This window comes from Thermodesulfobacteriota bacterium, from assembly GCA_035325995.1.
Taxonomy (GTDB): Bacteria; Desulfobacterota_D; UBA1144; order Nemesobacterales; family UBA2774; genus JADLGH01.
In genome coordinates, this window is record DAOKYU010000001.1 from 196,508 (window position 1) to 219,615 (window position 23,108).

Annotated in this window: 17 protein-coding genes and 1 tRNA gene; 11 read left to right on the forward strand and 7 right to left on the reverse strand. The window is 56.5% G+C overall.

Features of this window, described 5'->3' with window-relative positions; genetic code table 11:
* Positions 1-9 precede the first annotated feature (9 nt).
* The 6 genes from PKC29_00880 to PKC29_00905 are packed head-to-tail and all read right to left on the reverse strand — an operon-like array spanning position 10 to position 5,472.
* A complete protein-coding gene (locus PKC29_00880; protein ID HML93965.1) occupies positions 10-480 on the reverse strand; it encodes a c-type cytochrome in 471 nt (156 codons plus the stop codon).
* Positions 447-1,028 carry a hypothetical protein gene (locus tag PKC29_00885; protein HML93966.1) on the reverse strand — a complete coding sequence of 194 codons (582 nt, stop codon included), beginning with the start codon at positions 1,026-1,028 and terminating at the stop codon, positions 447-449. Before PKC29_00885 ends, PKC29_00880 begins: the two co-directional genes overlap by 34 nt.
* A complete protein-coding gene (locus PKC29_00890) occupies positions 1,018-1,641 on the reverse strand; it encodes a hypothetical protein (GenBank protein HML93967.1) in 624 nt (207 codons plus the stop codon). The genes PKC29_00885 and PKC29_00890 overlap by 11 nt, the downstream gene beginning before the upstream one ends.
* Positions 1,641-2,942, reverse strand: coding sequence for an autotransporter outer membrane beta-barrel domain-containing protein (locus PKC29_00895; GenBank protein ID HML93968.1), 1,302 nt, complete (start codon positions 2,940-2,942; stop codon positions 1,641-1,643). The genes PKC29_00890 and PKC29_00895 overlap by 1 nt, the downstream gene beginning before the upstream one ends.
* A gap of 8 nt (positions 2,943-2,950) precedes the next feature.
* Positions 2,951-3,262: a hypothetical protein gene (locus tag PKC29_00900; protein HML93969.1), complete on the reverse strand. Its 312-nt coding sequence runs from the start codon at positions 3,260-3,262 to the stop codon at positions 2,951-2,953.
* Positions 3,263-3,282: 20 nt separating this feature from the next.
* Positions 3,283-5,472, reverse strand: coding sequence for an OmcA/MtrC family decaheme c-type cytochrome (locus tag PKC29_00905; protein ID HML93970.1), 2,190 nt, complete (start codon positions 5,470-5,472; stop codon positions 3,283-3,285).
* A 433-nt stretch (positions 5,473-5,905) separates the two neighbouring features.
* On the opposite strand from PKC29_00905, the gene PKC29_00910 reads away from it, so the two are divergent.
* The gene (locus PKC29_00910) at positions 5,906-6,340 is read left to right on the forward strand and encodes a hypothetical protein (protein ID HML93971.1); all 435 of its coding nucleotides are present in this window, start codon (positions 5,906-5,908) and stop codon (positions 6,338-6,340) included.
* Positions 6,341-6,373: 33 nt separating this feature from the next.
* Here PKC29_00910 and PKC29_00915 read toward each other — a convergent pair whose 3' ends face one another.
* Positions 6,374-7,147, reverse strand: coding sequence for a hypothetical protein (locus PKC29_00915; GenBank protein ID HML93972.1), 774 nt, complete (start codon positions 7,145-7,147; stop codon positions 6,374-6,376).
* 163 nt (positions 7,148-7,310) lie between these two features.
* On the opposite strand from PKC29_00915, the gene PKC29_00920 reads away from it, so the two are divergent.
* The 10 genes from PKC29_00920 to fdhF all read left to right on the forward strand — a co-directional run bounded on the left by PKC29_00920 (position 7,311) and on the right by fdhF (position 23,108).
* Positions 7,311-8,207, forward strand: coding sequence for an LLM class F420-dependent oxidoreductase (locus PKC29_00920; GenBank protein HML93973.1), 897 nt, complete (start codon positions 7,311-7,313; stop codon positions 8,205-8,207).
* Positions 8,208-8,695: 488 nt separating this feature from the next.
* Positions 8,696-9,757 carry an efflux RND transporter periplasmic adaptor subunit gene (locus PKC29_00925; protein ID HML93974.1) on the forward strand — a complete coding sequence of 354 codons (1,062 nt, stop codon included), beginning with the start codon at positions 8,696-8,698 and terminating at the stop codon, positions 9,755-9,757.
* The gene (locus tag PKC29_00930) at positions 9,754-12,891 is read left to right on the forward strand and encodes an efflux RND transporter permease subunit (protein ID HML93975.1); all 3,138 of its coding nucleotides are present in this window, start codon (positions 9,754-9,756) and stop codon (positions 12,889-12,891) included. The genes PKC29_00925 and PKC29_00930 overlap by 4 nt, the downstream gene beginning before the upstream one ends.
* A gap of 23 nt (positions 12,892-12,914) precedes the next feature.
* Entirely contained in the window at positions 12,915-14,318 is a 1,404-nt protein-coding gene (locus tag PKC29_00935; GenBank protein HML93976.1) for an efflux transporter outer membrane subunit, read from the forward strand.
* Positions 14,315-14,950, forward strand: a complete 636-nt coding sequence (locus PKC29_00940) for a CPBP family intramembrane metalloprotease (GenBank protein HML93977.1) — start codon at positions 14,315-14,317, stop codon at positions 14,948-14,950. Before PKC29_00935 ends, PKC29_00940 begins: the two co-directional genes overlap by 4 nt.
* Before the next feature lie 51 nt (positions 14,951-15,001).
* Positions 15,002-15,079: transfer RNA gene (locus PKC29_00945), tRNA-His, on the forward strand.
* A 528-nt stretch (positions 15,080-15,607) separates the two neighbouring features.
* Positions 15,608-18,043 carry a nitrite reductase large subunit NirB gene (gene nirB, locus PKC29_00950; GenBank protein ID HML93978.1) on the forward strand — a complete coding sequence of 812 codons (2,436 nt, stop codon included), beginning with the start codon at positions 15,608-15,610 and terminating at the stop codon, positions 18,041-18,043.
* A gap of 4 nt (positions 18,044-18,047) precedes the next feature.
* Entirely contained in the window at positions 18,048-18,413 is a 366-nt protein-coding gene (nirD, locus tag PKC29_00955) for a nitrite reductase small subunit NirD (protein HML93979.1), read from the forward strand.
* 54 nt (positions 18,414-18,467) lie between these two features.
* The gene (locus PKC29_00960) at positions 18,468-19,673 is read left to right on the forward strand and encodes an FAD-dependent oxidoreductase (protein HML93980.1); all 1,206 of its coding nucleotides are present in this window, start codon (positions 18,468-18,470) and stop codon (positions 19,671-19,673) included.
* A 36-nt stretch (positions 19,674-19,709) separates the two neighbouring features.
* Positions 19,710-23,108: a formate dehydrogenase subunit alpha gene (gene fdhF, locus PKC29_00965; GenBank protein ID HML93981.1), complete on the forward strand. Its 3,399-nt coding sequence runs from the start codon at positions 19,710-19,712 to the stop codon at positions 23,106-23,108.

Sequence of the window (23,108 nt, forward strand, 5' to 3'; positions counted from 1 at the left end):
CCTCTTTTGTTATTCTTCTTTCAGACAGTTCTCGAATCCCGGCTCCTGCATATCGCCGTATTTCAGGGTGGCGAGCCATGCCGTAAGGTCCTGGAGCTCGGCGTCCGTGCCCTTGAATTTCTTCCTGTCCTTCTGCTTCGCGAGCTTCTTGCACTCGGGGGTGTCGAGGAAATAGCCCTTGGGGTCTTTGAGGAACGTGGCGAACCATGCCGCGTCCTCTTCGGCGCCCACGTTGGAGAGGTCGCCGCCCTTGGCGTCCTTGTCGCCGCTTTCCTCCTTGAGCTCGACGCCCTTCGACTGGGCGAACGCGGCCTTTGCGGCGTCTACCTGCGCGGCTTCGGCCTTTACCGTGTGGCACGTATAACAGCGCTTTTCGACGAAGACGGCTATTCCCTTTTCCTGTACGCTTTGGGCGAAGGCCGCCCCGGGGACGACCAGCAATAAAGCTAGTACGTAAACATTTCTGAATACCTGTACCATGGTGTGTATACCTCCCTGAATTTAATGGTTTCGTGGCAGGTGCTGCAAATCTTGTTCATCGGTTTTCTCAAATAGACGTTCTTCGCGGGGTCGAGCTCGATCTCTCCGCCGATCTCTTTCCTGAGGGCGGGCAGCGTCACAAGCCTCAGAAATTCGGCGCTCCTCTCGCCGAGCTCGGCACTATAGACCTCGCGGCCCTTAAGGACGCCGGCAGGGTGGGGGTCGTGGCACGTAAAGCACGCGATCCTGCTCTCCTCGTCCAGCGGAAGCCCGGTCTTTACGTCCTTTCCGACGTGCTGCTTCGAGCCGGGATGCGTGGAATCGTCGTGACACCCGAGGCAGTTCTCCGAAGGGGCGTCGACGAGGAAATACGTCGGGCTCTTCTCGCCTTCCTTGGGGACCTCCGTATGGCAGTCGAGGCACGCGAAATCGTCGTCCACCATTGCGGTATGGGGGTTCTCCTCCTCTTCTTCCTCCTCCTGGGACAGGAGGAGGGTGGGGACGAGAGCCATTATAAAAACGGCGATGAGTAAATATCTAGTAGTCATACCCGCCCTTCGTATGGCACGTGCTGCAGAACGTTACCTCGTGACAGCTCCCGCACTTGCGCGGATTAGCCCGCGCCTCTATGCCGTGTATGAGCCTGAAATTCCTGTCGTGCACCATCATAGTCGGGAGGTCGCGCCGCTTGTGGCAGTCCTCGCAGAACCTCGGCGAGTGACAGTTCTCGCACGATTCCTGGTCGGCCTTGGAGAATATCGCGTGCTTCTCCATCCAGTTGAAGTTGTGGTTCTTCGGCGTTATCGCCGCCATGTCGAAGTGACAGAGGCTGCACTCCCCGGGCGCTATATTCCCTGCCTCCGGGTTGAAATGGCAGAAGTGGCACGTTTCCTTCCCCGGGTAAAAGGCCTTGTCCGACGCCTTTATAAGCTCCTCTGCGCTCTTTTCGTCCTTGAACTCGACGTTCATGGGATGGCAGAGATAGCAGTCGAAGCCCTCCTTCTTCATCACCTTCTCGTGCTTCTCGTGGGAATAGTTCATTCTCACCCCGATCGGCACCTGCGATTTGGAGCCGGAGGAATCGTCCTTTTTATTCTGCGCCCCGCATCCAATGAGCGCGAATATCGCCGCCGTAATGATTAATATCGTTCTTCTATCCATCACATGCTCGTCGAAAAGTAATAGCTGAGTCCGAGGTCCACCCTTATGTCCCTGTGAAAATCGGGGTTCGTGTTGAATTCGACCGCCGTTCTGAGGACGAGGTCCTTGAGAATCACGTAGTCGCTTCCCAGTATGTAGCTGAAGGCGTTTCCGCTCTGGTTCGTTATCTTGTCGTAATAGGCGTAGGCGAAGGCGAACTGGATCTCCCATCCTGTCATCACCTCCTGATACAGGCTGGTGTTGAGGCCGACGGCGTAGTCGGTGTCCCCGCCCGCATCTATATAGTAGAAGCCCTGAAAGGCCCTTAGGCCTATCTCTTTCCAAAAATTGAAGGTGAATCCGAGCTTCGCTATGTTGCCGTTCGTGCTCTCGTCCTCTGCGTGGTCGTAGTGTGAATACGAGTAGCTCCCCTTGATTTCGAGGTACGAGGCGGGAACGAAAGTGAGGCCGACCCTCGCCTGCTGGAGCCTCCCCACGGAGAATATGTCGAATATCGGGTCGAGCTTGTACTCGTTCCTGTCCTTGTCCATTTCGTAGTTGTCGTATTCGAGATTAAGGTAGAGGGACCTCAGCACCACGATGCCTACGCCTGTCGTCAGGAGCGCGAGATTCCCTTCGCCCACGTCTACCTCGGCGAGCGCGTAAACGTCGGCGAAGTCGGTAAAGGGGACGGCCCTTTTGAACGAGGCGTTTACGAACTGCCTCGCCGAAAAATCGTCCGGCGCGTAAAGCTCGTATCCCACGGTTATCACCGAGCCCAGTATGGCGTCCGTCTTGAGCTTGACGCCGAACAGCCCGAAGCTGTCCCCGGGCCTTTCGGGCTCGGGCTGAAGGTCGTTTTCCTGGTATCCGCCATAAGCGGTTATCTCGAGCCCGTGAATGGGCTTGAGCCTCACGAGGGCGCCGTCCATGAGGACGAAGTTGACCCCCTCGGTCACGGCCTGCCTGCCGAGTCTCACTTCATACGTGCCGGGCATATTCGAAAACTGTACGAAGGCATTGTAGACGTCGAGCGATTCCTCGTCGCCGCCCAGAATCTCCCTTCCCCGGAAGAACGTGTTGAAGTAAACGTTGTGCTCGGGGTACGCCGCGTTGAGGTCGAGGTACTGGTAGAAGGGATAAACGTACCTCTTATCGCCGTCGAGGGTCCGGTAAGGGGTGGGGGCCTGGAAGAGGAGCGAGGCGTTTCCATACATGCCGAGGCTTCTGGGGCGTATTATCTCCGTCTGTCCATAGACCGCAGCTCCCCCCGTTGCCGATATCAGTAACATGGCTGCGGCACAGAAAATCTTTTTCGGCATCTGAAAAGCTACTCCATGAGTTTTGTTACGCCGTTATCTCCGTGACATACGGGACAGCTCGCAAGCCCTTCTTCCTTCGTGTATTCACGAATGTCCTCCAGAAGCAGCACGCCGAGGCCGGAACGGTCCTCCTGGTGTATCGCTTCGAGAGGGTGGCATACGAAGCAGTCCTCCCTTCCCCAGCCGTTGGGGTGGTCTTCCTCCGTCAACTGGAGCCCTTCGACCCCGTCGAATATGTTCCCCCAGTCCTGTCCCTTGTCCTCCTCGCTTACGCACGAGGCGAGGAGCAGCAGTAAAATCGGAAGGACCAGCTTTTTCATATCACGTTTAATCCTTTCGTTTATTCAGGCATAGGCCTGTTTATGCGCTTCGCCGGCGTGAGGGGAGGCAGGTGCACCTCGGCCGCCCCGAGCGGGTCTCCGGCGGCGTGGCAGTTAACGCAGGCCGTCTCGGGCTGCGGCCCTCCGAGATGATTCTCGCCCGTAAGCGCCGCGCCGTCGGCCGTCACGCCGACGTCGTCGTGGCACGACGTGCAGACCGTAATCACCGGCTGCGTCGATAATGTCGCAAGGACTACGTTCTCGCCGTCTACCTTCGTGAATTCCCTGTTTACCGTGGCCAGTATTCCCGGGCCGAGTATGCCGTTCCCGGGGTCGAGTATGTTCGTGTTGGGCAGGTGGCACGCACCGCAGTCGCTCGTATTGCCGGGGTTCAGAACCTGGCTGAAGTCGTGAACGCTGCCGCCGCGCCCGTAGATTATGTAGGGCTTGACGGAGAGATTGTCGCCCGTGTGTATCTTGTGAATCATTTCCCTGAAATCTATGGAGGCTGTGACTGCCGTCTGCCCTTCTTCGACAGGCCTTACCAGTATGTCGTCGTTCGACGGATTGTGGCAGAGGACGCAGTACTCGGTGTCGTTACGGAGGTTGCCGTGCACGCTGAAGTCCTTCGAGAATACGCCGTGGCAGGCGCTGCAATACTCGTCGTCGGTGCTGTTATCGACGACGATCCGCCTCGGAACGGGTACAGGGTCGGTGACGGCGAAGTAATAGACCTGGTTCCTTCCTGCCTCCTGCACTTCCTCGAACAGTATGCGGTTCTCTCCGCCTACCATGCGGTTTATACGGCCCTCGATGCCGACGGCGTAGGTCCCGGTGGCGTTCGGCGGTATTATTCCGCCGAACGTGTAGGTGTAGTTACCGTTCTCGTCCGGCCCCTCGGCGTCGGACGGTGTCTCGCGGAGGACGTTGTTTAGGCCCGGAATCTCTACGCCCGTGCCGCTGTAGTCCTGTATGTTGTAGTCCGTGGTCGGGCCGGCTATGACGAGGGCTATGGAGCCCATCTCCCCGATGTCTATGACCTCGCCGGCGTTTGTCTTAAGGCTGAAGGTTACAACCGCATGCTCTCCGGGGCCGACCCTCGTATCGCCGGTCTCGGCGCTCCTTACGCCCAGGAGGGCGAAGTTAAGCCCGGGGAGGCTCGACGCTCTGAGGGGAACGGTATGGGAGCCCGTGACCGAAATGTCGAACTCGGTTCCCGATTGCGGAATGTGGCACCCCGAGCAGTTGTTGTCGTTCAGCTGTACAGTCGGGTGATTGATCGCCGCGGCGAAATCGACGTCGTCGTGGCAGGAGCCGCACGAGGCCCGCGTGGGCTTCAGCTTGTAGTCGTTGGCCTGTACGGCGACCGATTCGTCGTGACACTTCGTGCAGTTCCTGTTGTCCTGTGGGAACACCACGGTCGAGTAATCGTGAACGGAGTCGTTGAAACCTACAATATAGTAAGGGTCCCCGGCTTCGACGCTCGGAAGCATCTCACCCATGTGAATCTTGTGGATCATTATGTTAAAGCCGATGTTGTTTCCGGATTGGGGGTCTATCTGGTCTACGATCTCGCCGGTTTCGGGGTCCATTATCTTGCTCGTGTGGCACGTGATACAGACGCCGACGTCCCTTCTCACGCCGCCGTGAAGCGCTAGCGGGTCGTGGCAGGAGTTACAGGACTCCGTCGCGGCTATGTCCCTTACCGTCCTCACCGTGCCGCCGTCCGGAACGAAGTCGAACGTCGCATTGGAAACGAAAGCCTGGCTGCCTATAACCTTCTCGGCGTAGAGCGCGACGGTATGCGTCCGGCTCCTGTCGTAATCCGCGGGCAGCTCGGTTACGAACCTGTAACTGTAGAGCCCGGGGCCGAGCTGCTCGTAATCGCCCCCGTTCTCGGAGGACGCCTGCACCGCGCCTTCCTGGATGCGGGTGATGTAGTCGATGTATTCACCGCTCTCGACTATCCTCGCTATTATGAAGCTTATGGATACGCCGTCTCTCGTTATGGGGCTTCCGTTTTCGTCCGTTAGCTTTATGGTTGCGACGGCGCGGTTATCGTCGCCTATGGAGGCGTCGAGTATCTCTATGTTGAGCTTGTTCTCACCGGAGGAAGGGGGAGGTGTGGGCTGAATGCCCCCGCCGCCACCGCTACTGCACCCGCCGCTGATGGATATTATCAGGAAAGAGAAAGCAAAAGCACGAAACAAAAAAGAGCGGAAAAAACCCCTACAGACGAAACTCACCCTGCCGTTCATATGCACCCTCTCTCTAGGAACGACTTTTTAAACTCTTGTCATTGTTATTAATATCATGAAAATGGAGATGCTTAAAGAGTTAACTTTAGTGATACGAAATAAACAGTCTTCGTCTTTGAATCTCGGGTGTTACAGGGTCTTTTTTGTGCAAGTGCGTTCTGTTTGTAGGCTTTCCGGAGACGAGTGCGTGAAGATACGCGCTTCCCGGGGAACCGCTGACCTCGCGAGCGGATTCCGGCCGGGTGAGCGGGTCCGGCAGAACGCCGCACCGGGGATTGTCAGCTGTACGATATTAGGACGCGCCTTTAGCCCGGTACCGGTCATATTATTGTGTAATTGCAATTACTTATGTTTTGGCATACATATTGTAATTCAGATAATTATCATGACCAGACGAGCAGAAAGAGTTATTACGGAGATTAAAGAGATATTCAGGCCTGGGGCTGAAAAGCCGTCGAATATCGCGAAAGCGCATTCCGCTCTTTACTTGAGGGCATGCAAGGTCTTCGGGTCATGGAGGAATGCGCTGGAGGCCTCCGGCGTGGATTACGAGAGCTCGAGGAACAACAAGAAGTGGACGAGGCAGAGTATAGAGAGGGAAATAAAGAAGCTGAGCGAAGAGGGCGGGAGCTTGAGGCCGTCCGTTTTAAGAAAGAGCGGTATGACGGCGCTCGTCTCTGCGGCCGATTATCATTTCGGCTCCTGGAGAAAGGCGGTGGAGTCCTGCGGCGTCGAATACGAGTTCGCGAGAAGGAGAAGGGGGAATTATGCGGAAAAGGCCCCCGAACCCTTCACACGGTACGCTGAAAAGGACAGTTGATTTATGCTCCTTGAAGATTTTGACTGTCGGGTTCTAAGGCCTCGAAATCGAAAAGCTGAAATTCATGGTGCCGCTGCCGTCGGCGCTGTTTATATACGAGACGCCGTAATTGAGATTTGCCTTGTCGAAGAGGCCGAGCGGAATGCCCCCGCTTATTCCCACTCCCATATTCTTGAGCTCGGAAATAAGGTCCTGGGAGGGAAGGTTTTCGCCCTGCCTCGCGAGTGAATAGGCTATAGGATCGTCCCCGAGCCACGAGGGGAGGGTCGCGGGTGAAACGAGGGCGGCGTTCTGGATCTTTCCGCCTCTCAGGGTTATGTAATCGTTCAGGAAGAAGTCAAGCTCGCCCATCCCGATGCCGAATCCCACCTCTTCGTTCTGGAGCTTCACCTCGGGCTTGAAGATGAATCGCAGGTTGTCCGTGATTCTGTGATTCACCATCGGCGCTAAAACAGCGTTCACCCTGTTGGGGTCTTCCTCTCCCATAAGACTCACGGTGCCGTTACCGCTCAGGTTAAAGATAGTCCCGGACGTATCCGGCCGGGTCAGCTTCCGCATGTTCCTGTCAATCGCCGTGTTGTAAAACGTAACATTATCGCGCGCCCCCGCCTCGGTTGTCCCGATGGCCGGTTTTTGCTTTTCCTTTTTGCCTTCGAGCTCCTCGAGCCGCCTGCTCAAGACCTCGATCTGCTGCTTGATGAGCTTAATTTCGTCGTCCGTGTTTTGAGCCCGTACGAGACCATCGGAAAAGAAGAGCAGAAGGGAAAAAACGGCGAGCGGAAAGTAGAAAAAGCCTTTTATCCTCAATGGGAGCATACCCTCTTTTTATTTCACTCCACCCTTTCTTAATTCTATTCCAATTGCCGTAGCATGACAACCGTAATTCGCAGAAAATTCCGAATCCCGATCCGCAAATCATCATCTAGAATATTATCAGGCACGAATAAATCATCTTAAGGGGAATCAGGATATGAAAATAGGGCTCCAGATCGTGGAATTCGACTGGCCGGGAAATCCGGGCAATGTCGGCCGGAAGCTTTCGGATATAGCCGGGGCGGCGGACGAAGCGGGCTTCGCCAGCCTCTGGACGATGGACCATCTCTTCCAGATGGATATGCCGGATCTGGGTGTATCGCCCGAGGACCCGATGCTCGAAAGTTACACCACGCTCGGGTATCTTGTGTCGGTCACAAAGCGCGTACGCCTTGGCTCCATGGTCACAGGCGTCATATACAGGAACCCGGGGCACCTGATAAAAACCGTTACGACGCTCGACGTGCTGTCGGGCGGGCGCGCATATTTCGGCATAGGCGCGGCGTGGTACGAGCGCGAGTCCCTCGGATTGGGATATCCGTTCCCGAATATGACCGAGCGCATGGAGCGCCTCGAAGAAACGCTCCGGATCGCGAAGCTTATGTGGTCTGGCGAGGTCAAACCTTATACCGGGAAGCATTACCGCCTCGCCGAGCCGATGAATAATCCGCTTCCGCTCTCGAAGCCTCACCCTCCGATACTCGTGGGCGGCGTCGGGGAGAAAAAGACGCTCAGGCTCGTAGCGAAGTACGCGGACGCATGCAACCTCTACACCCCGCCGTTTATAAGCTGGGAGGATATGACGAGAAAGCTCGACGTGCTCAAGCGCCACTGCGAAGAAGCCGGACGCCCGTACGAAGAGATAGAGCGCACGGCTCTCGGAGTCGTAAAGCTGGGGGAGGGCGGGATGTCGGTTCCCGAATTCATTGCGCTCTGCCGGAAGCTGGCCGACGAAGGTATACAGCACTTCATCGTCAGCATGCCCGACACGCACGATATAAAGCCGATAGAGCTTATCGGGCGCGAGATTATCCCCGAGGTCGCCGGGTTTTAGCCGTCGGCCAAAACGCTCCTCGCTGTAATGACCGTGTTGGTGGTCGAGGCCGCGATAATCGGTGATGCCGGCCCCGGCGATATAGCCGCCGGCCTTAGCGGACTTGGCGTCAAGAAGAGCAGCTTACAATAAAACCGCATCGGTTTTGAATCCGGTGAATCAAATCTCATATTGCGGACGGATGCTCCCGTTCACGCCTATTGATAATTCCGTTTATCCGGTTATGTTGCCACGTCTGCAATTGAGTCCTTATTGCCGGGCGCAGGGCTCTTCGCGCCGCACTGAGAAAATCGGGTTGGTTCGGGGATTTGGTCAGATAATCTATATTGGAGGAATCCGATATGAGTTGTAAAATGCCGTCCCGATTCGGATACAGGTTCACTGCATCTTCAAAACCGGGTGCAGGAAATGGAATTATTTCGTGGATTGCTCCCCTAATTTTTATCCCTAGTCTCTTTTTCCTCGGGTGCGGAGGCGACGGCGGCGGCATGCAGGAGTTCCCGCCCGCGAGGGTGACTGTAACCGAGGCTTTATCGCAGGACGTCCCCGTGTATCTCGACGAGGTCGGAAAGTGCGTCGCGCTCGAATCGGTTTCCATTCAGCCGCAGGTCTCCGGACGGATTACGGGCATCCATTTCAAGGACGGGGCCGAGCTCAAAAAGGGCGACCCTCTTTTCACGATAGACCAGAGGCCGTACAAGGCCGCGCTCGACCTCGCCGAGGCGAACCTCGCCAAGGCCAGGGCGGACCTCGAGCTTGCAAAAATCCAGTTCGCCCGCGTCGAGGACCTCACGGATTCGAGGGCTGTGGCTCGTCAGGAATACGATACGAGGAAAAATGCCGTGGACGTCGCGGCGGCCCTCGTCGAGCAGAGCCAGGCCGAGCTCGATTCCGCGCGAATAGATTACGACTATACGACGATAGACTCGCCCATAAACGGCCGTGCGGGGCACAGGCTCGTAGACATCGGGAACGTCGTCACGGCGAACACGACCACTCTTCTCACGATACAACGCCTCGATCCCATATACGCCGAGTTCACAGTTACGGAGAGCGACCTCGGAAGGGTTAGGCAGCATATGCAGGACGGGACGCTCAGGGTCGAGGTCCGTGTGCCCGAGGAGCCGGACACGCCGCTTCAGGGCGAGCTGACATTCCTGGACAATGCGGTCAGCGATCCTACCGGCACAGTGAAGCTGAGGGCGACCGTGCCCAATCTCGACCGCAAGCTCTGGCCCGGGCAGTTCATCAAGGTAAGGCTCGTTCTGGCTACGAAGGAAAACGCCGTCCTCGTGCCGTCCGCGGCCGTTCAGGATTCGGCGCAGGGGAATTTCGTTTACGTGGTGAAGGAAGATTCCACCGCCGAGCTAAGGCCCGTGAGGGTAGGGCAGAGGCAGGGCGGCCTCGTCGTCCTGGAAGAAGGTGTGAAAGCTGGAGAGCGGGTCATTCTTACCGGCCAGCTCGCCGTTGCCCCGGACGCCAAGGTCGAGGTCGTGGATGAAGGCGCACGGGAAGACGGGGCGGACGCGGCGCCCGGGGGTGGTATGTGAATTTCTCAGAGCCCTTTATACGCCGCCCCGTAATGACGGCGGTACTCACGCTTTCGGCCATTCTCTTCGGCGTCCTGAGCTATTTTCAGCTACCGGTTAACGACCTCCCGGCGGTCGATTACCCGGTCATTAACGTCTTCGTCGGCTACCCGGGCGCGAGCCCCGAGACGATGGCGAACAACATCGCGACGCCGCTCGAGCGCCAGTTCATGCAGATAGACGGGCTCGATCTCGTGACGTCCAAGAGCACTCAGGGATTCACAAGTCTCACTCTCCAGTTCTCGCTCGACAAGAGCCTCGACGCCGCTGCGACAGACGTCCAGACCGCCATATCGCAGTCAACTGGGAATCTCCCGCTTGACCTCCCGTCGCCGCCCACTCTGGTGAAGACTAACCCCAACGACCAGCCCATACTCTACATAGCGCTCACGACGGATTCGCTGACGCCGGGCATGCTCTACGATTACGCGAGCACCCAGGTCGGACAGAGGCTGACGATGATTCCGGGCGTGAGCAGCGTTGACGTTTACGGAACTAAGTCCGCCGTGCGCATCAAGGCCGACCCTTCGGCGATGTGGGCGCGAAATATATCCGTGGACGACCTCTACGCCGCCGTGTCGAACGCGACGAGCTATACCGGGGCCGGGCAGTTCGACGGCCCGGCGGGCACGTCGATCCTGCGCCCGCAGGGTCAGCTTGATACTGCTGAGTCGTATGCGAACATAATAGTCAAAAGCGTAAACGGCGCGCCGGTCTACCTCCACGACGTGGCCGAGGTTACGGATACAGTGGAGGACGAGCGCATAGACATGAGGTTCTGGATGAGGGGCCATCCGGTCCCTTCGTCCACGGTCGTCGTGGCCGTCTTCAGGCAGGCCGGTGCTAACGCCGTCGAAGTCGCGAACAGCGTAAAGGAGCTGCTGCCGATAGTGGACGCCGAGCTTCCGGCGGCCGTTACGGTGACGCCTATTTACGACCGCTCGCAGACGATCGTCGATTCCGTAACGGAAGTCCAGCACACGCTTTTCATCGCGTTCGTGCTCGTCGTGATAGTCATATTTCTTTTCCTCGGAAGGGCGACGGACACGCTGATTCCCGTGGTCGCGCTCCCTCTGTCGCTGCTCCTCACATTTATCGTGATGAACATGCTCGACTACAGCATAGACAACCTCTCGCTCATGGCGCTTACACTCGCGATCGGGTTCCTCGTGGACGACGCGATAGTGTTCCTCGAAAATACAGTGAGGCGCATGGAAGCCGGGGAGGGCGCGCTCCAGGCCTCGCTCGGAAGCGCGAAGGAGATAAGCTTCACGATAGTTTCCATGACCATATCCCTCGCCGCGGTGTTCATCCCGCTCGTTTTCATGACGGGTATCGTCGGGAGGATATTCAGGGAATTCGCCATCACCATTGTCGTCGCGATACTCGCCTCCGGCCTCGTTTCGCTCACCCTTACGCCGCTTATGTGCGCGCGGCTTCTCAGGGACCGCGGCCCGGGCTCGAAGCAGACGTGGGCCGAGCGCGTCGTCGGCGGGCTCGAAAAAAGAGTGCTCGGGGTCTACGGAAAGTCGCTCATGTGGTTCCTCCGACACAGGTGGGTTTCGGCCCTCATATGGGTCGTCTGTCTCGCGGGCACTATAGGGCTCTTCATGCTCGTTCCGAAGGCGTTCCTGCCCCTCGGGGACAGTAGCGTCATGCAGGGCGTGTTCATCGCGAAGGAAGGCTCCTCGCCCGAGCAGATGAGAGCGATCCAGGACCGTGTTGACGCGGCCATACATGGCGACCCCAACGTGCTCATGAACTTCACAATGACCGGCGCCGGGTCGTTCATAGGTGCGAACCAGGGCCTCATGTTCATATTTTTAAAGCCGCGGTCCGAAAGGATGCCCATAGAAATGGAGGCCGGCCAGCTGATGGGGAGCCTGGGGACGATACCCGGGGTCATGGCGTTCCTCCAGCCTCTGCCCGTTCTCGAAATCAGCACGGGCGCGACAGAGCAGTCTCAGGGGCAGTACGCGTTTTCGCTCTCGGGCGTAGATCCGGACGAGGTTTACGGCGTCGCGTCGAAGTTCATGGCGAAGCTCATGGAGTACCCGGGCTTTTCGACGGTGTCGTCAGATTATTACAGCAACACTCCCAACCTCGATATCGAGATCAAGCGCGAGCAGGCGAGGATATACGGGGTTTCGGAAACGCGCATACTCAACCTCCTCCGGAACGCTTATTCGCAGAACTACCTCTATCTTATAAAGAAGCCGACGGACCAGTACCAGGTGATTCTCGAGACAAGCGACACCACGCGCGAAAATCCCGAGGACCTTTCGCTCCTTTATATAAGGTCTGACGACGGGGCGAACCTCGTGCCTTTGAAGGCGCTCGTGACGTGGAAAAAGACGATGGGGCTTCAGTCGGTCAACCATCTTAATCAGTTCACGAGCGTGACCATTTTCTTTAACTTGAAACCCGGTGTGGCCATAGGCGACGCAACGAATTTCATAAACAGTGCGGCCGCCGAAATAGTGCCGCCGTCGATCAGGGCGAGCCTTCAGGGCGAGGCGCAGACGTTTCAAAGGACGGTGCGCGACCTCACGATACTGATGGGCATCGCGGTATTCGTGATGTACGTGATACTCGCCATACTCTACGAGAGCTACGTGCATCCTATAACCGTGCTCTCGACGCTGCCGACTGCGCTCGTGGGCGGGCTCCTGGCCCTCGTTTTCTTCGGCGAGCAGGCGTCGCTCTATGCTTTCGTGGGCATGTTCATGCTGATGGGCATCGTGAAGAAGAACGGCATCATGATTGTAGACTTCGCGCGGCAGCACGTCGAATCCGGGAGCCCGGCCCTCGAAGCCATACACCAGGCGAGCCTCGAGCGCTTCAGGCCCATACTTATGACCACGCTGGCGGCGGTCATGGGCGCGGTGCCGATAGCGCTCGGATACGGTGCCGACGGGGCGTCGCGACGGCCGCTCGGCCTCGTCATAGTCGGCGGGCTCATAGTCTCGCAGTTCATAACGCTTTACATAACTCCTGTCATATATCTCTACCTCGAAGACTTCCAGGAAAAGGTGCTCGACAGGATTCCGTTCTTCCGCTCGCAGCACACGCGCCCGGGGGCCGAGGCGTCATGATAAACCCGGTATCTCCGAGTTATATGCGTAAAGGCGTTCTTCGCCTTCTTTTCCCCGCGCTTCTGCTCGTGCTCACGGGGTGCATGGTTGGCCCGGATTACAAGAGGCCCGCCGTGGACGTGCCGGAGGAGTACAGGGGCGAGACGGCCGCCGAGGAATCCGCCGCCTCGCTCGCCGACGAGGAGTGGTGGGAGGTTTTTCAGGACCCTGAGCTCACGAGGCTTATAGAGACGGCCATCGAGCAGAACTACGATGTGCAGATAGCGGCGGCGAGGGTGCTCCAGGCGCGGGCTATACTCGGCGTAACGCAGGCCGACCAGTTCCCGACGATTAACGCCACCGGGGGAATTACCAACCAGAGGAGCCCCCGCTTCGGCCCGACGCCCGCGTTCGAGGTGACCGACTACCAGATAGGGCTCGCGGGGCAGTGGACGCTCGACTTCTGGGGTCAGTACCGGAGGGCTACAGAGGCCGCACGGGCACGCCTCCTCGCGAGCGAGTGGGCCGAGAAGGAGGTAGTCTCCGTGCTCGTGGCGAACGTCGCGGCCGCGTACTTTCAGCTCCGGAAGCTCGACCTCGAGCTCGAGATTTCAAAGAACACGCTCGCGTCGCGCGAGGAGTCGCTCGACCTGACGAATATACGCGAAGAGCGCGGGCTCAGCTCGCTGCTGGACGTCCGGCAGGCGGAGCAGCTCGTATATACAGCCTCGACCCGGATACCGGCGCTCGAAAGGGATATAGCGCAGCAGGAGAATTTTCTGAGCACGCTGCTCGGGCAAAACCCCGGCCCGATCGCGCGAGGGCTCACCCTCACGGAGCAGCCCCGTCCGCCCGATATACCCGCCGGTCTTCCGTCGGCGCTGCTCGAAAGGAGACCCGACATAAGGCGCGCCGAGGAAGAGCTCACCGCCGCCAACGCCGACATAGGCGTCGCCAAGGCGGCCTGGTTTCCGCAGATAAACCTCACCGGCAGCGCAGGCTACCAGAGCGACGAGCTTTCGAACCTCTTCACGGGCCCGGCCGGTATATGGAGCGCTGCCGCTGCTTTCGTCCAGCCCATATTCGAGGCCGGGAGGATAAGCTCGAACGTGAGGCTGTCGGAGGCCGAGTATCAGGAAATGATGCTCACGTACCAGCGGACGATACAGGGTGCGTTCCGCGACGTCTCAGATGCGCTCGTCTCTTACAGGAAGAACAGGGAGTTTCGCGTGGAGCAGGAAAAGCTCGTCGAAGCCGCGCGGGACTCCGCCCGTCTTTCAGAGCTCAGGTTCGGGAAGGGGGAGACCGATTACCTCGAAGTCCTCACCAACGAAACGAATTACTTCTCCGCCCAGCTCGAGCTCGCGGAGGCGTACCTCGGCGAGCTTACTGCGCTGGTGGAGGTCTACAGGGCCCTCGGCGGCGGCTGGCAGGAGGACGGCGCTTGAGGCCGTATGGAAAATCCCTTCTCCTTGCCGAATTCTTCGTACTCTTCACGGCCGTCCCCGCTCTCATAGTTTTCCTGAGGGAGCGCTGGCTCATGATCGCGCTTCTCTGGGGCGGGAGCATGCTTGCATACGTCTACCTCAGAAAGACGCGCCGCCCGGACGAAGGGCCCCGGGCTTCTTTCGGGGAAATGATGAAGCGCATACTCCTGAGGTTCGCCGTTATAGCCCCCCTGGTGACGATCCTGGTATGGACCACCGCGCCTGACGATTTTCTCTCCTTCCCGCGCGAGAACCCGCGCATCTGGATTCTGGTGATGGCGCTTTATCCCCTCCTTTCCGTCTGGCCGCAGGAGATTCTCTACAGGGCACTTATATATAAAAGGTATGCGCCTGTTTTCGGCGAGGGCAGGGGGTATTTGATCGCCTCGGCCCTCGCGTTCGGATATATGCATATAATTTTTCTTAACTGGATTGCGGTAGTGATGACGCTTGTCGGCGGATTTATATTCGCCGACAATTACAGGAAGAGACGCTCTCTCGCGCTGGTTTCTATCGAGCATGCCCTCTACGGATGCCTTATTTTCACGGTAGGGCTCGGGAGATTTTTTTACGTCGGGGCGGCGTGGGGTTAGTATTGTCTCCTTTTATATATATGGTACTATTTCTGTTCTCTTAAATCTGTGGTGGGTGTAGCTCAGACCGGTTAGAGCACTGGGTTGTGGCCCCAGAGGTCGCGGGTTCAAATCCCGTCACTCACCCCACTTTTTTCCCGTAATGACAGCCGGTTGCGGGGGTTTTTGAAACCGGCTGCGAAGCGCGGGCGGGCGAGCGAGTGGGTCCATAATGCGTCCATTTTTCCACTCTACTCGTGCTTGCATGGGGAGAGAGGTTGCTTCAATCGGCATCCATTGTAACTCGCATTGTCCAACTGCCTACAATATTGTTTGTATGCTGACAATATTGACAGCATTCCCCAAGTCCTACTTCCATGCTGTCCATCGAAAAATCCGATTTTTATTTAATCCATGAATTACCAGATTGTCCCGGGTTTGTGTTTTAAGGAAGAAAAGCCCTGCTTTGGAAAATAATCTGAACAAAATACAGGCAGCCGTGTTTTTTTATCGGGCATCCAGCCCCCGCATAGGACTTTTATCGTGTGAATCCGGCATCCCTGCATATGCATTTTAAAAATGCTTCGGCTCGGAGGGTCATGCCGTACATGACTGGCACGGCTATTGCAAAACATACACCCTAAGACTCGATCTCTGGATTTCAAAGGTTTAACAATAGTGAAAGAAAGCTTGATAGTAATCGGGAACGGGATGGCCGGCATGAAGGCTCTCGAAGAGCTCCTGATGCGCGTGCCGGATAAATACGATGTAACGGTTTTCGGAGACGAGCCGCACGTAAATTACAACAGGATTATGCTGTCCCCCGTATTGGCGGGGGAAAAGAGCTTCGAAGATATTATTATAAACGACCGTAAGTGGTACGAAGATAACAACGTTACGCTATATACCTCCGAGAAAATCATAGGCATCCGCCGATCCGAGAAAATCGTAGTGAGCGAAAAAGGAAGAGAGCTTCGATACGACGTGCTCTGGCTGGCCACCGGCTCTAAACCTATTCTCCTTCCGCTTCCCGGAAACGATCTGCCCGGGGTTCTCACGTTCCGGGATATGGGCGATGTCGATCAAATGCTCGCCGCGTCGAAAAAGTATCGGGATGCCGTCGTGATCGGCGGAGGGCTCCTGGGGCTCGAGGCCGCTCACGGACTGAATCTGAACGGAATGAACGTCACGATCCTTCACAAGGCCGACTGGCTCATGGAGCGTCAGCTGGATGAATCGGCGGGTTATCTGCTGAAGTCAGAGCTGGAAGAACGCGGCATGACGATATATACGGGGGCCGACACCAAATCGATCCTCGGCGGTGAGCGCGTGGAATCGGTCAGGCTGGTGGACGGTACGGAAATAGAAGCCGATCTCGTGGTTATGGCTGTCGGTATTTATCCGAATACCGAGCTTGCGCAGAGGGCGGAGCTCGAATGCGGCAGGGGCATAAAGGTCAACGATATGCTCCAGACGTCGGACCCGTCAATATACGCTATCGGAGAATGCGCGGAGCACAGGGGTGTTACATATGGCCTCGTCTCGCCGCTCTACGAGATGGGAAGGGTGCTCGCCGCGAATATGAGCGGCGGCGAAAATAAATACAAGGGCTCCGTTACGTTCACCAAGCTCAAGGTGAGCGGGGTAGACGTCTTTTCCGCGGGCAGCATCGAGGAAGGGCCCGAAGTGGAAGACCTCGTTTTCAGAGACGCGAGAAAGGGCCGGTACAAGCGCCTCGTTATATCGGAAGGGAGGCTCGCGGGAGCCGTTTTGTACGGGGACGTGGACGACGGGCCGTGGTACTTTCAGTTAATCAAGGACCGGAACAGGATAGACGATATCAGGGAGCATATAATTTTCGGACAATCGCTCGCAGTCGGAGCCGATTCGACGGACCCTCTTGCCGCCGTTTCCGCACTTTCCGAAGACGCGGAGATCTGCGGGTGTAACGGCGTCTGCAAGGGAGAGATAATTAACAGCATTAAAAAAAATGGCCTTACTTCCGTGGACGACGTCCGCTCTTATACCAAGGCGTCCGCGTCCTGCGGCTCCTGTACGGGACTCGTTCGGCAGATTTTAAAGCTTACCCTCGGGGATTCGTTCGAGGCCCCGGAGTCAACGCCGATGTGCGGCTGTACGGATTATAGCCATGAAGACGTTCGCCATTTGATACTGCTCAAGGAGCTCAAGGTGATCCCCCAGGTAATGCAGGAGCTGGAGTGGAAAACGCCGAACGGCTGCTCCAAATGCAGACCTGCGCTGAATTTCTACCTGCTGTGCGCTTTTCCGGGCGAATATGTCGACGATAATCAATCCCGTTTCATAAATGAACGTGTGCACGCAAACATCCAGAAGGACGGCACATACTCCGTCGTGCCGAGAATGTGGGGCGGGCTTACCACGGCGAAACAGTTAAGGGCTATAGCGGATGTGGTCGAGAAGTTCGAAATCCCGACGGTGAAGATAACTGGGGGGCAGAGGATAGACATGCTGGGGGTGAAAAAGGAGGACCTCCCGGCCGTCTGGAAAGATTTGAACGACGCCGGGATGGTTTCGGAGCACGCCTACGGCAAGGCGCTTCGAACCGTTAAAACCTGCGTGGGGTCGGAGTGGTGCAGGTTCGGAACACAGGCCTCGATGTCCATGGGGATCGACCTCGAGAAGCTAACCTGGGGCTCCTGGATGCCTCATAAATTCAAAATGGCCGTTTCAGGATGTCCGCGCAACTGCGCCGAGGCCACGATCAAGGATTTCGGAATCGTGGCCGTCGATTCCGGGTGGGAGATTTATGTCGGAGGCAACGGGGGCATGAAGGTAAGGGCTAGTGATTTTCTCTGCAAGGCGGAAACCAAAGAGGAAGTAGAGGAGTACTGCCAGGCTTTCATACAGCTCTACCGCGAGGAGGCTCATTATCTCGAACGTACGGCCCCGTGGATCGAAAGGGTAGGGCTCCGGCACATAACCGACCAAATCGTAAACGACAAGGATAAACGGGAACGGCTGGCCGGAAAGTTCAGATTCTCCCAGCAATTTGTACAGAAAGACCCCTGGAGCGAGCGAGCATCCGGAGGGGTGGACATTCACGAATACTCTGCTTTGGCCAAAATAGGATAGGTGTATGAGAAAGAACTGGATTTCGGTAGGACACGTCGATGACATTCCGTTTCTGGGGGCAAGGGTAGTCAAGACGAGATGCGACGACATTGCGGTTTTCAAAACATCGAACGGCTCCATATTCGCCCTGATCGATAAATGCCCTCATAAAGGCGGTCCGCTGTCGCAGGGAATCGTGCACGGAAACTGCGTGAGCTGCCCGCTCCATAACTGGAACATTTCCCTTGAGAGCGGGGAGGCCGTCGGGCCGGACGAGGGCTATACACGTACGATTCGGACCGAGGTCCGTAATGGGCTCATATATATCGAGCTCGATTCAGAATTGGAGGGGCGGGAAATCGAAAGCTGCCCGGTAAATTCTTATGCATAGCGACTTTTTTCCATCCCTGCATTCCGGTGGATTGGATTTAGCGGATCGTGAAATATGAAAGAAACGCTTCGCAGACTCGTCGTAGTGGGTAACGGCATGGCCGGGCAGGCCGCCGTCGAGGAGATTCTCCGGATTCAAAACGACGGCTATGAAATTGTAGTATTCGGGGCCGAACCGTCGCACAGCTATAACAGAATCATGCTGTCCGAAGTTCTCTCCGGCAAGAGGAGCTTCTCGCAGCTCAATACAAAAAACAGGGCATGGTACGAGACAAACCGGATCAGGCTGTTTACGGGATCCCCCGTGACGAGAATCGACACCGAAAGGAAAACGGTTTTCACGGAAAACGGATATTTCTCCGGCTACGACAAGCTCCTGCTGGCTACGGGAAGCGTGCCCTTCATACCGCCTATAAAAGGTGTGGATAAAAAGGGGGTTTATGTATACAGAACCATCGAGGATGTCTGGTCGATGTCCGAGATTTCGCGTTACCGGAAAAACGCGGTCGTTATAGGAGGGGGCCTCCTCGGGCTGGAGGCGGCAAAGGCCCTTAAAGACAACGGGATGGACGTTACGGTCGTTCACCTGACGGAGCACCTTATGGAGCAGCAGCTCGACTACGATTCCGGGATCATACTCCAGATGCTGCTGGAAAAGACGGGCCTCGAATTCAGAATGAACGCCGTCACTCAGGAGGTACTCGGAGAAGATTCGGTTACGGGGATAAAGCTCCAGTCCGGGGAAGTGGTCGAAGCGGCCATGCTCCTCATTTGCACGGGGATAAGGCCCAATACCGAGCTCGCCGGGAATGCCGGGATAATGGTCAGGCGAGGCATAGTCGTGAACGATTTTCTGGAAACGAGCCGCGAAGATATTTATGCAATAGGGGAATGCGTCGAGCACAGGGGCATGGTTTACGGACTTTTCGAGCCCCTGACCGAACAGGCCCGTGTCGTCGCGGATTCGCTTGTCGGAAGCGGCTTGAGAACCTTCGAGGAATCGCCTCTCAGCGCCGTATTGAAAATTGCGGGTATCAACCTCGTTTCCATCGGCAACCATGCGGGCGGGGATGATTGCGAAGACCTGATATATTCGGATCCCGCAATCGGCATTTACAAGAAAATCGTGCTGAAAGAAAACAGGATTGAAGGTGCGATATTCCTTGGCGATACGACCCAATACCGGGACATCTATGACCTGTTGAGGAGTAACGCGGTAATCAACGGAAAGAGGCAGAACCTCTTGCTCGGCGGCGGTTAGCAATATATTCACTTGGAGTCGGCAAAATTGAGCTCAATGAATTTGCGTGAGCACAAAACTGTATGTCCCTATTGCGGGGTCGGCTGCGGCGTCATACTGCAAACGGGAAATGGCAGAGTGACGGGAGTCAGGGGAGACCCTTCACATCCCTCCAACCGCGGGAAGCTTTGCTCGAAAGGCCTTAACCTGCACAATACGATCCACCTCCGCGACCGCGTCAGGCATCCGCTCATAAGGGATTCCAAGGAATCCGCCTTCACATCGACGACGTGGGACAACGCGCTCGGAACGATAGCGGATAAATTCAACTCCCTGCTCGAAGAATACGGTCCGGAGTCGATTGCGTTCTATGTATCCGGGCAGCTCCTGACAGAGGATTACTACGTCGTAAACAAACTCTCCAAGGGCTTCCTCAAGGTTAACAATATCGATTCCAATTCCAGGCTTTGCATGTCCTCCGCCGTCATGGGTTACAGAAGGGCCTTCGGCGTCGACGCGCCGCCGTGCTCTTACGAAGACCTCCGGCATACGGACTGCGTTTTCATCATTGGCTCGAACATGGCTTATTGCCACCCGGTCGTTTTCATGCAGCTCGCGGAAGAAAAGGAAAAAAAAGGAGACGCTCTCAAGATAATAGTGGCCGATCCGCGCAAAACATCGACGGCCGGTATAGCGGATATTTTCATCCCGCTCGAGCCCGGGACGGACGTGGCCCTTCTGAATTCAATGGCGCATGTGCTGATCGAGCATGGCCTGGTCGATTATGAATACATAAACTCGTACACCGAAGGATTCGACGCGCTAAAGGAATGCGTTAAGTCATACCCCCCGGAAAAAGTATCCGGCATCTGCGGAATACCGGCCGATCTCATTATCGAAACCGCGCTTACATTCGGAAGGTCCCGGGCGGCCATGACCTTCTGGGCGATGGGGCTTAACCAGAGCAGCTCGGGCACGGATAAAAACAACGCCCTTCTGAACCTGTCCATAATGACCGGGAATATAGGCAAACCGGGGGCAGGCCCGTTTTCTCTCACGGGGCAGGCCAATGCCATGGGCGGCAGGGAGACGGGGGGACTCGCGAATATACTTCCGGGCCACAGGTACGTGGCGAACGAAAAACACCGGAGGGAAGTCGCAGGTGTGTGGGGAGTCGAAGAGCTGTCTCCGGCCGTGGGTCTTACGGCGGTCGATATATACGATGAAATGGAAAAAGGCGTCGTCAAGGCCGTGTGGATAATATGCACGAATCCCGTCGTGTCGCTTCCCAACGGCTCGAAGGTCGAGAGGGCGCTTAAAAAAGCCGGGCTCGTAGTCGTACAGGATATTTTTCATCCGACCGATACCTCCGTATATGCCGACATCGTGCTGCCGGCCGCGGGGTTCAGTGAGAAAGAAGGGACGATGACGAACCAGGAAAGAAGGATCGCTTATATATCTAAAGCGGTTGAGCCGCCTGGGGAGGCCCTCCCGGACTGGCGGATTTTCACGCTGTTCGCACGGAAAATCGGGCTCAGGGAGTACTTCGACTACGAAAAAGCGGAGGACATTTTCGAGGAATATAAAAAACTGAATAAAGGGCGGGATGTCGATATCTCGGGCGTCACTTACGAGAGACTTAAAAATGAGGGCCCGCTTCAATGGCCCTGTCCAGAGGCCGGACATCCCGGTACGCCGAGATTATATACGGAAGGAAAATTTCATACTGATTCAGGGAAAGCGCGGTTCATATCTGCGGAATATATCTCCCAGAAAGAGGCGACGGACGACGAATATCCGCTCGTTTTAACTACGGGGCGGATCAGGGATCAGTGGCATACCATGACCAAGACGGGCAAGGTGGAGAGCCTCATGATGAGCGAGCCCGAGCCTGTTCTGGATATAAACCCCGCAGATGCGGAGCGGTACGGGCTGAAAGACGGCGAGCTCACGCTGCTCGAATCGAGAAGGGGAAAAGCGGTGCTGAAATGCAGCCTGACGGACAAGATAAAACGGGGAAGCGTTTTCATGCCCTTTCACTGGGGGAGACTCATGGGGGAGAGCGGCAGGGCCAACCTGTTGACGGTCGAAGAGACAGATCGTCTGTCGCACCAGCCCGAGTTCAAGGCGTGCGCAGTCAGGGTGAGCAAGAAATTTTTCGACGACGAGCTCGACATCGTAATTATCGGAGACGATTCATACTCGAACGAGCTCGCGCTCAGGATATCCGGCTTAAACGCCAATGCGAACGTTACCATTCTCGGCATGTCCGGCAATGCCCCAAACGGCAGCGTCAAACAGTCTCCCGTGGATATAGATATAAAAGACAGAAAAATCCGGCTTGCCGACGGCTCGTTTTTCTATTACGACAAGCTCGTGTTCGCGCCCGGGAACAAGACGTATCTTCCCTCGATCAAGGGTCTTTCATGCATGGGTATCAGGGTGTTCGATTCCTTCAATGACGCGAAGATGCATATTGCACGGGAGCATGTCCTGGGGAAGGCGGTTGTAGTCGGGACGAAGCCCTTCTCGCTCGAAACAGCGGAATTCCTGAAAATGCGCGGCGCGGAAGAGGTCAGTTTTATAAGCCCGAGGAATATACTGCTCGATAAATACGTCGACTACCTCGGTTCCCGGCTCCTTTATAAAAAACTGAGGAAAAAGGGGATTAACATCATCCTCGGGGCCGAAATCGGCGAAATAACAGCGTCGGATAACAATAAATTTCTCGTCACGGCAAACGGCGTAGAGATTGAGGCAGACCTCGTTTTCGTCGAATCCGTAACACGGCCCGACCTCGATGTGGCGCTCAGGACAGGTCTTCTCGTAAACAGGGGCATATGCGCGGGGGAGCATCTGGAGACCAATCTGCCGGACGTCTATACGATGGGCAGGGCCGCCGAGGTGAAGGGAGTCATGGCGGAAGACAGTGAGCTGCTCGATCTTCAGTCGGAGGTGCTGTCGAGGTGTCTCTGCGGCGATCCTACCGCGCGCTACGACCAGACGATGGATGCGAACCGCTTCACCCTTCTCGGGCTCGATATAGTTACCTTCGGGCAATTCAACGCCGACGACGAAAGGACCAACGTGATCAGCTACCTGGATAAATCGCAGGCCGTTTATAAAAAAATAGTGATACGGGATAACAGGATAGCGGGCGGGCTGTACATGGGCGATGTGACGGGGGCCGAGGAAGTGCTGAGGCTCGCGAGAGAAAAATCGGATATCAGCAAGTACAGGGACACACTGCTCTCGGGGAAATTCAAGGAAAAGCTCCCGACCGGCAGAGTGGTTTGCTCGTGCATGTCCGTCACGGAATTTGAAATAAAACAGGCCGTGAAAAACGGCGCATCCAGCGTGGAGGCCCTGAAAGACAGGCTCAAGGTAGCGGTCACGTGCGGCTCCTGTCTCGAAGAGGTAAAGGAGCTGTTTGCGGAATGCAGGGCGGCCCGGTAA

Excerpts from the sequence above, each read along its gene's own strand:
- PKC29_00880 (HML93965.1), bottom strand. The coding sequence starts at position 480 with ATGGTACAGGTATTCAGAAATGTTTACGTACTAGCTTTATTGCTGGTC.
- PKC29_00885 (HML93966.1), bottom strand. The coding sequence starts at position 1,028 with ATGACTACTAGATATTTACTCATCGCCGTTTTTATAATGGCTCTCGTC.
- PKC29_00890 (HML93967.1), bottom strand. The coding sequence starts at position 1,641 with ATGGATAGAAGAACGATATTAATCATTACGGCGGCGATATTCGCGCTC.
- PKC29_00895 (HML93968.1), bottom strand. The coding sequence starts at position 2,942 with ATGCCGAAAAAGATTTTCTGTGCCGCAGCCATGTTACTGATATCGGCA.
- PKC29_00900 (HML93969.1), bottom strand. The coding sequence starts at position 3,262 with ATGAAAAAGCTGGTCCTTCCGATTTTACTGCTGCTCCTCGCCTCGTGC.
- PKC29_00910 (HML93971.1), top strand. The coding sequence starts at position 5,906 with ATGACCAGACGAGCAGAAAGAGTTATTACGGAGATTAAAGAGATATTC.
- PKC29_00920 (HML93973.1), top strand. The coding sequence starts at position 7,311 with ATGAAAATAGGGCTCCAGATCGTGGAATTCGACTGGCCGGGAAATCCG.
- PKC29_00925 (HML93974.1), top strand. The coding sequence starts at position 8,696 with ATGCAGGAGTTCCCGCCCGCGAGGGTGACTGTAACCGAGGCTTTATCG.
- PKC29_00935 (HML93976.1), top strand. The coding sequence starts at position 12,915 with ATGCGTAAAGGCGTTCTTCGCCTTCTTTTCCCCGCGCTTCTGCTCGTG.
- nirD (HML93979.1), top strand. The coding sequence starts at position 18,048 with ATGAGAAAGAACTGGATTTCGGTAGGACACGTCGATGACATTCCGTTT.
- PKC29_00960 (HML93980.1), top strand. The coding sequence starts at position 18,468 with ATGAAAGAAACGCTTCGCAGACTCGTCGTAGTGGGTAACGGCATGGCC.
- fdhF (HML93981.1), top strand. The coding sequence starts at position 19,710 with ATGAATTTGCGTGAGCACAAAACTGTATGTCCCTATTGCGGGGTCGGC.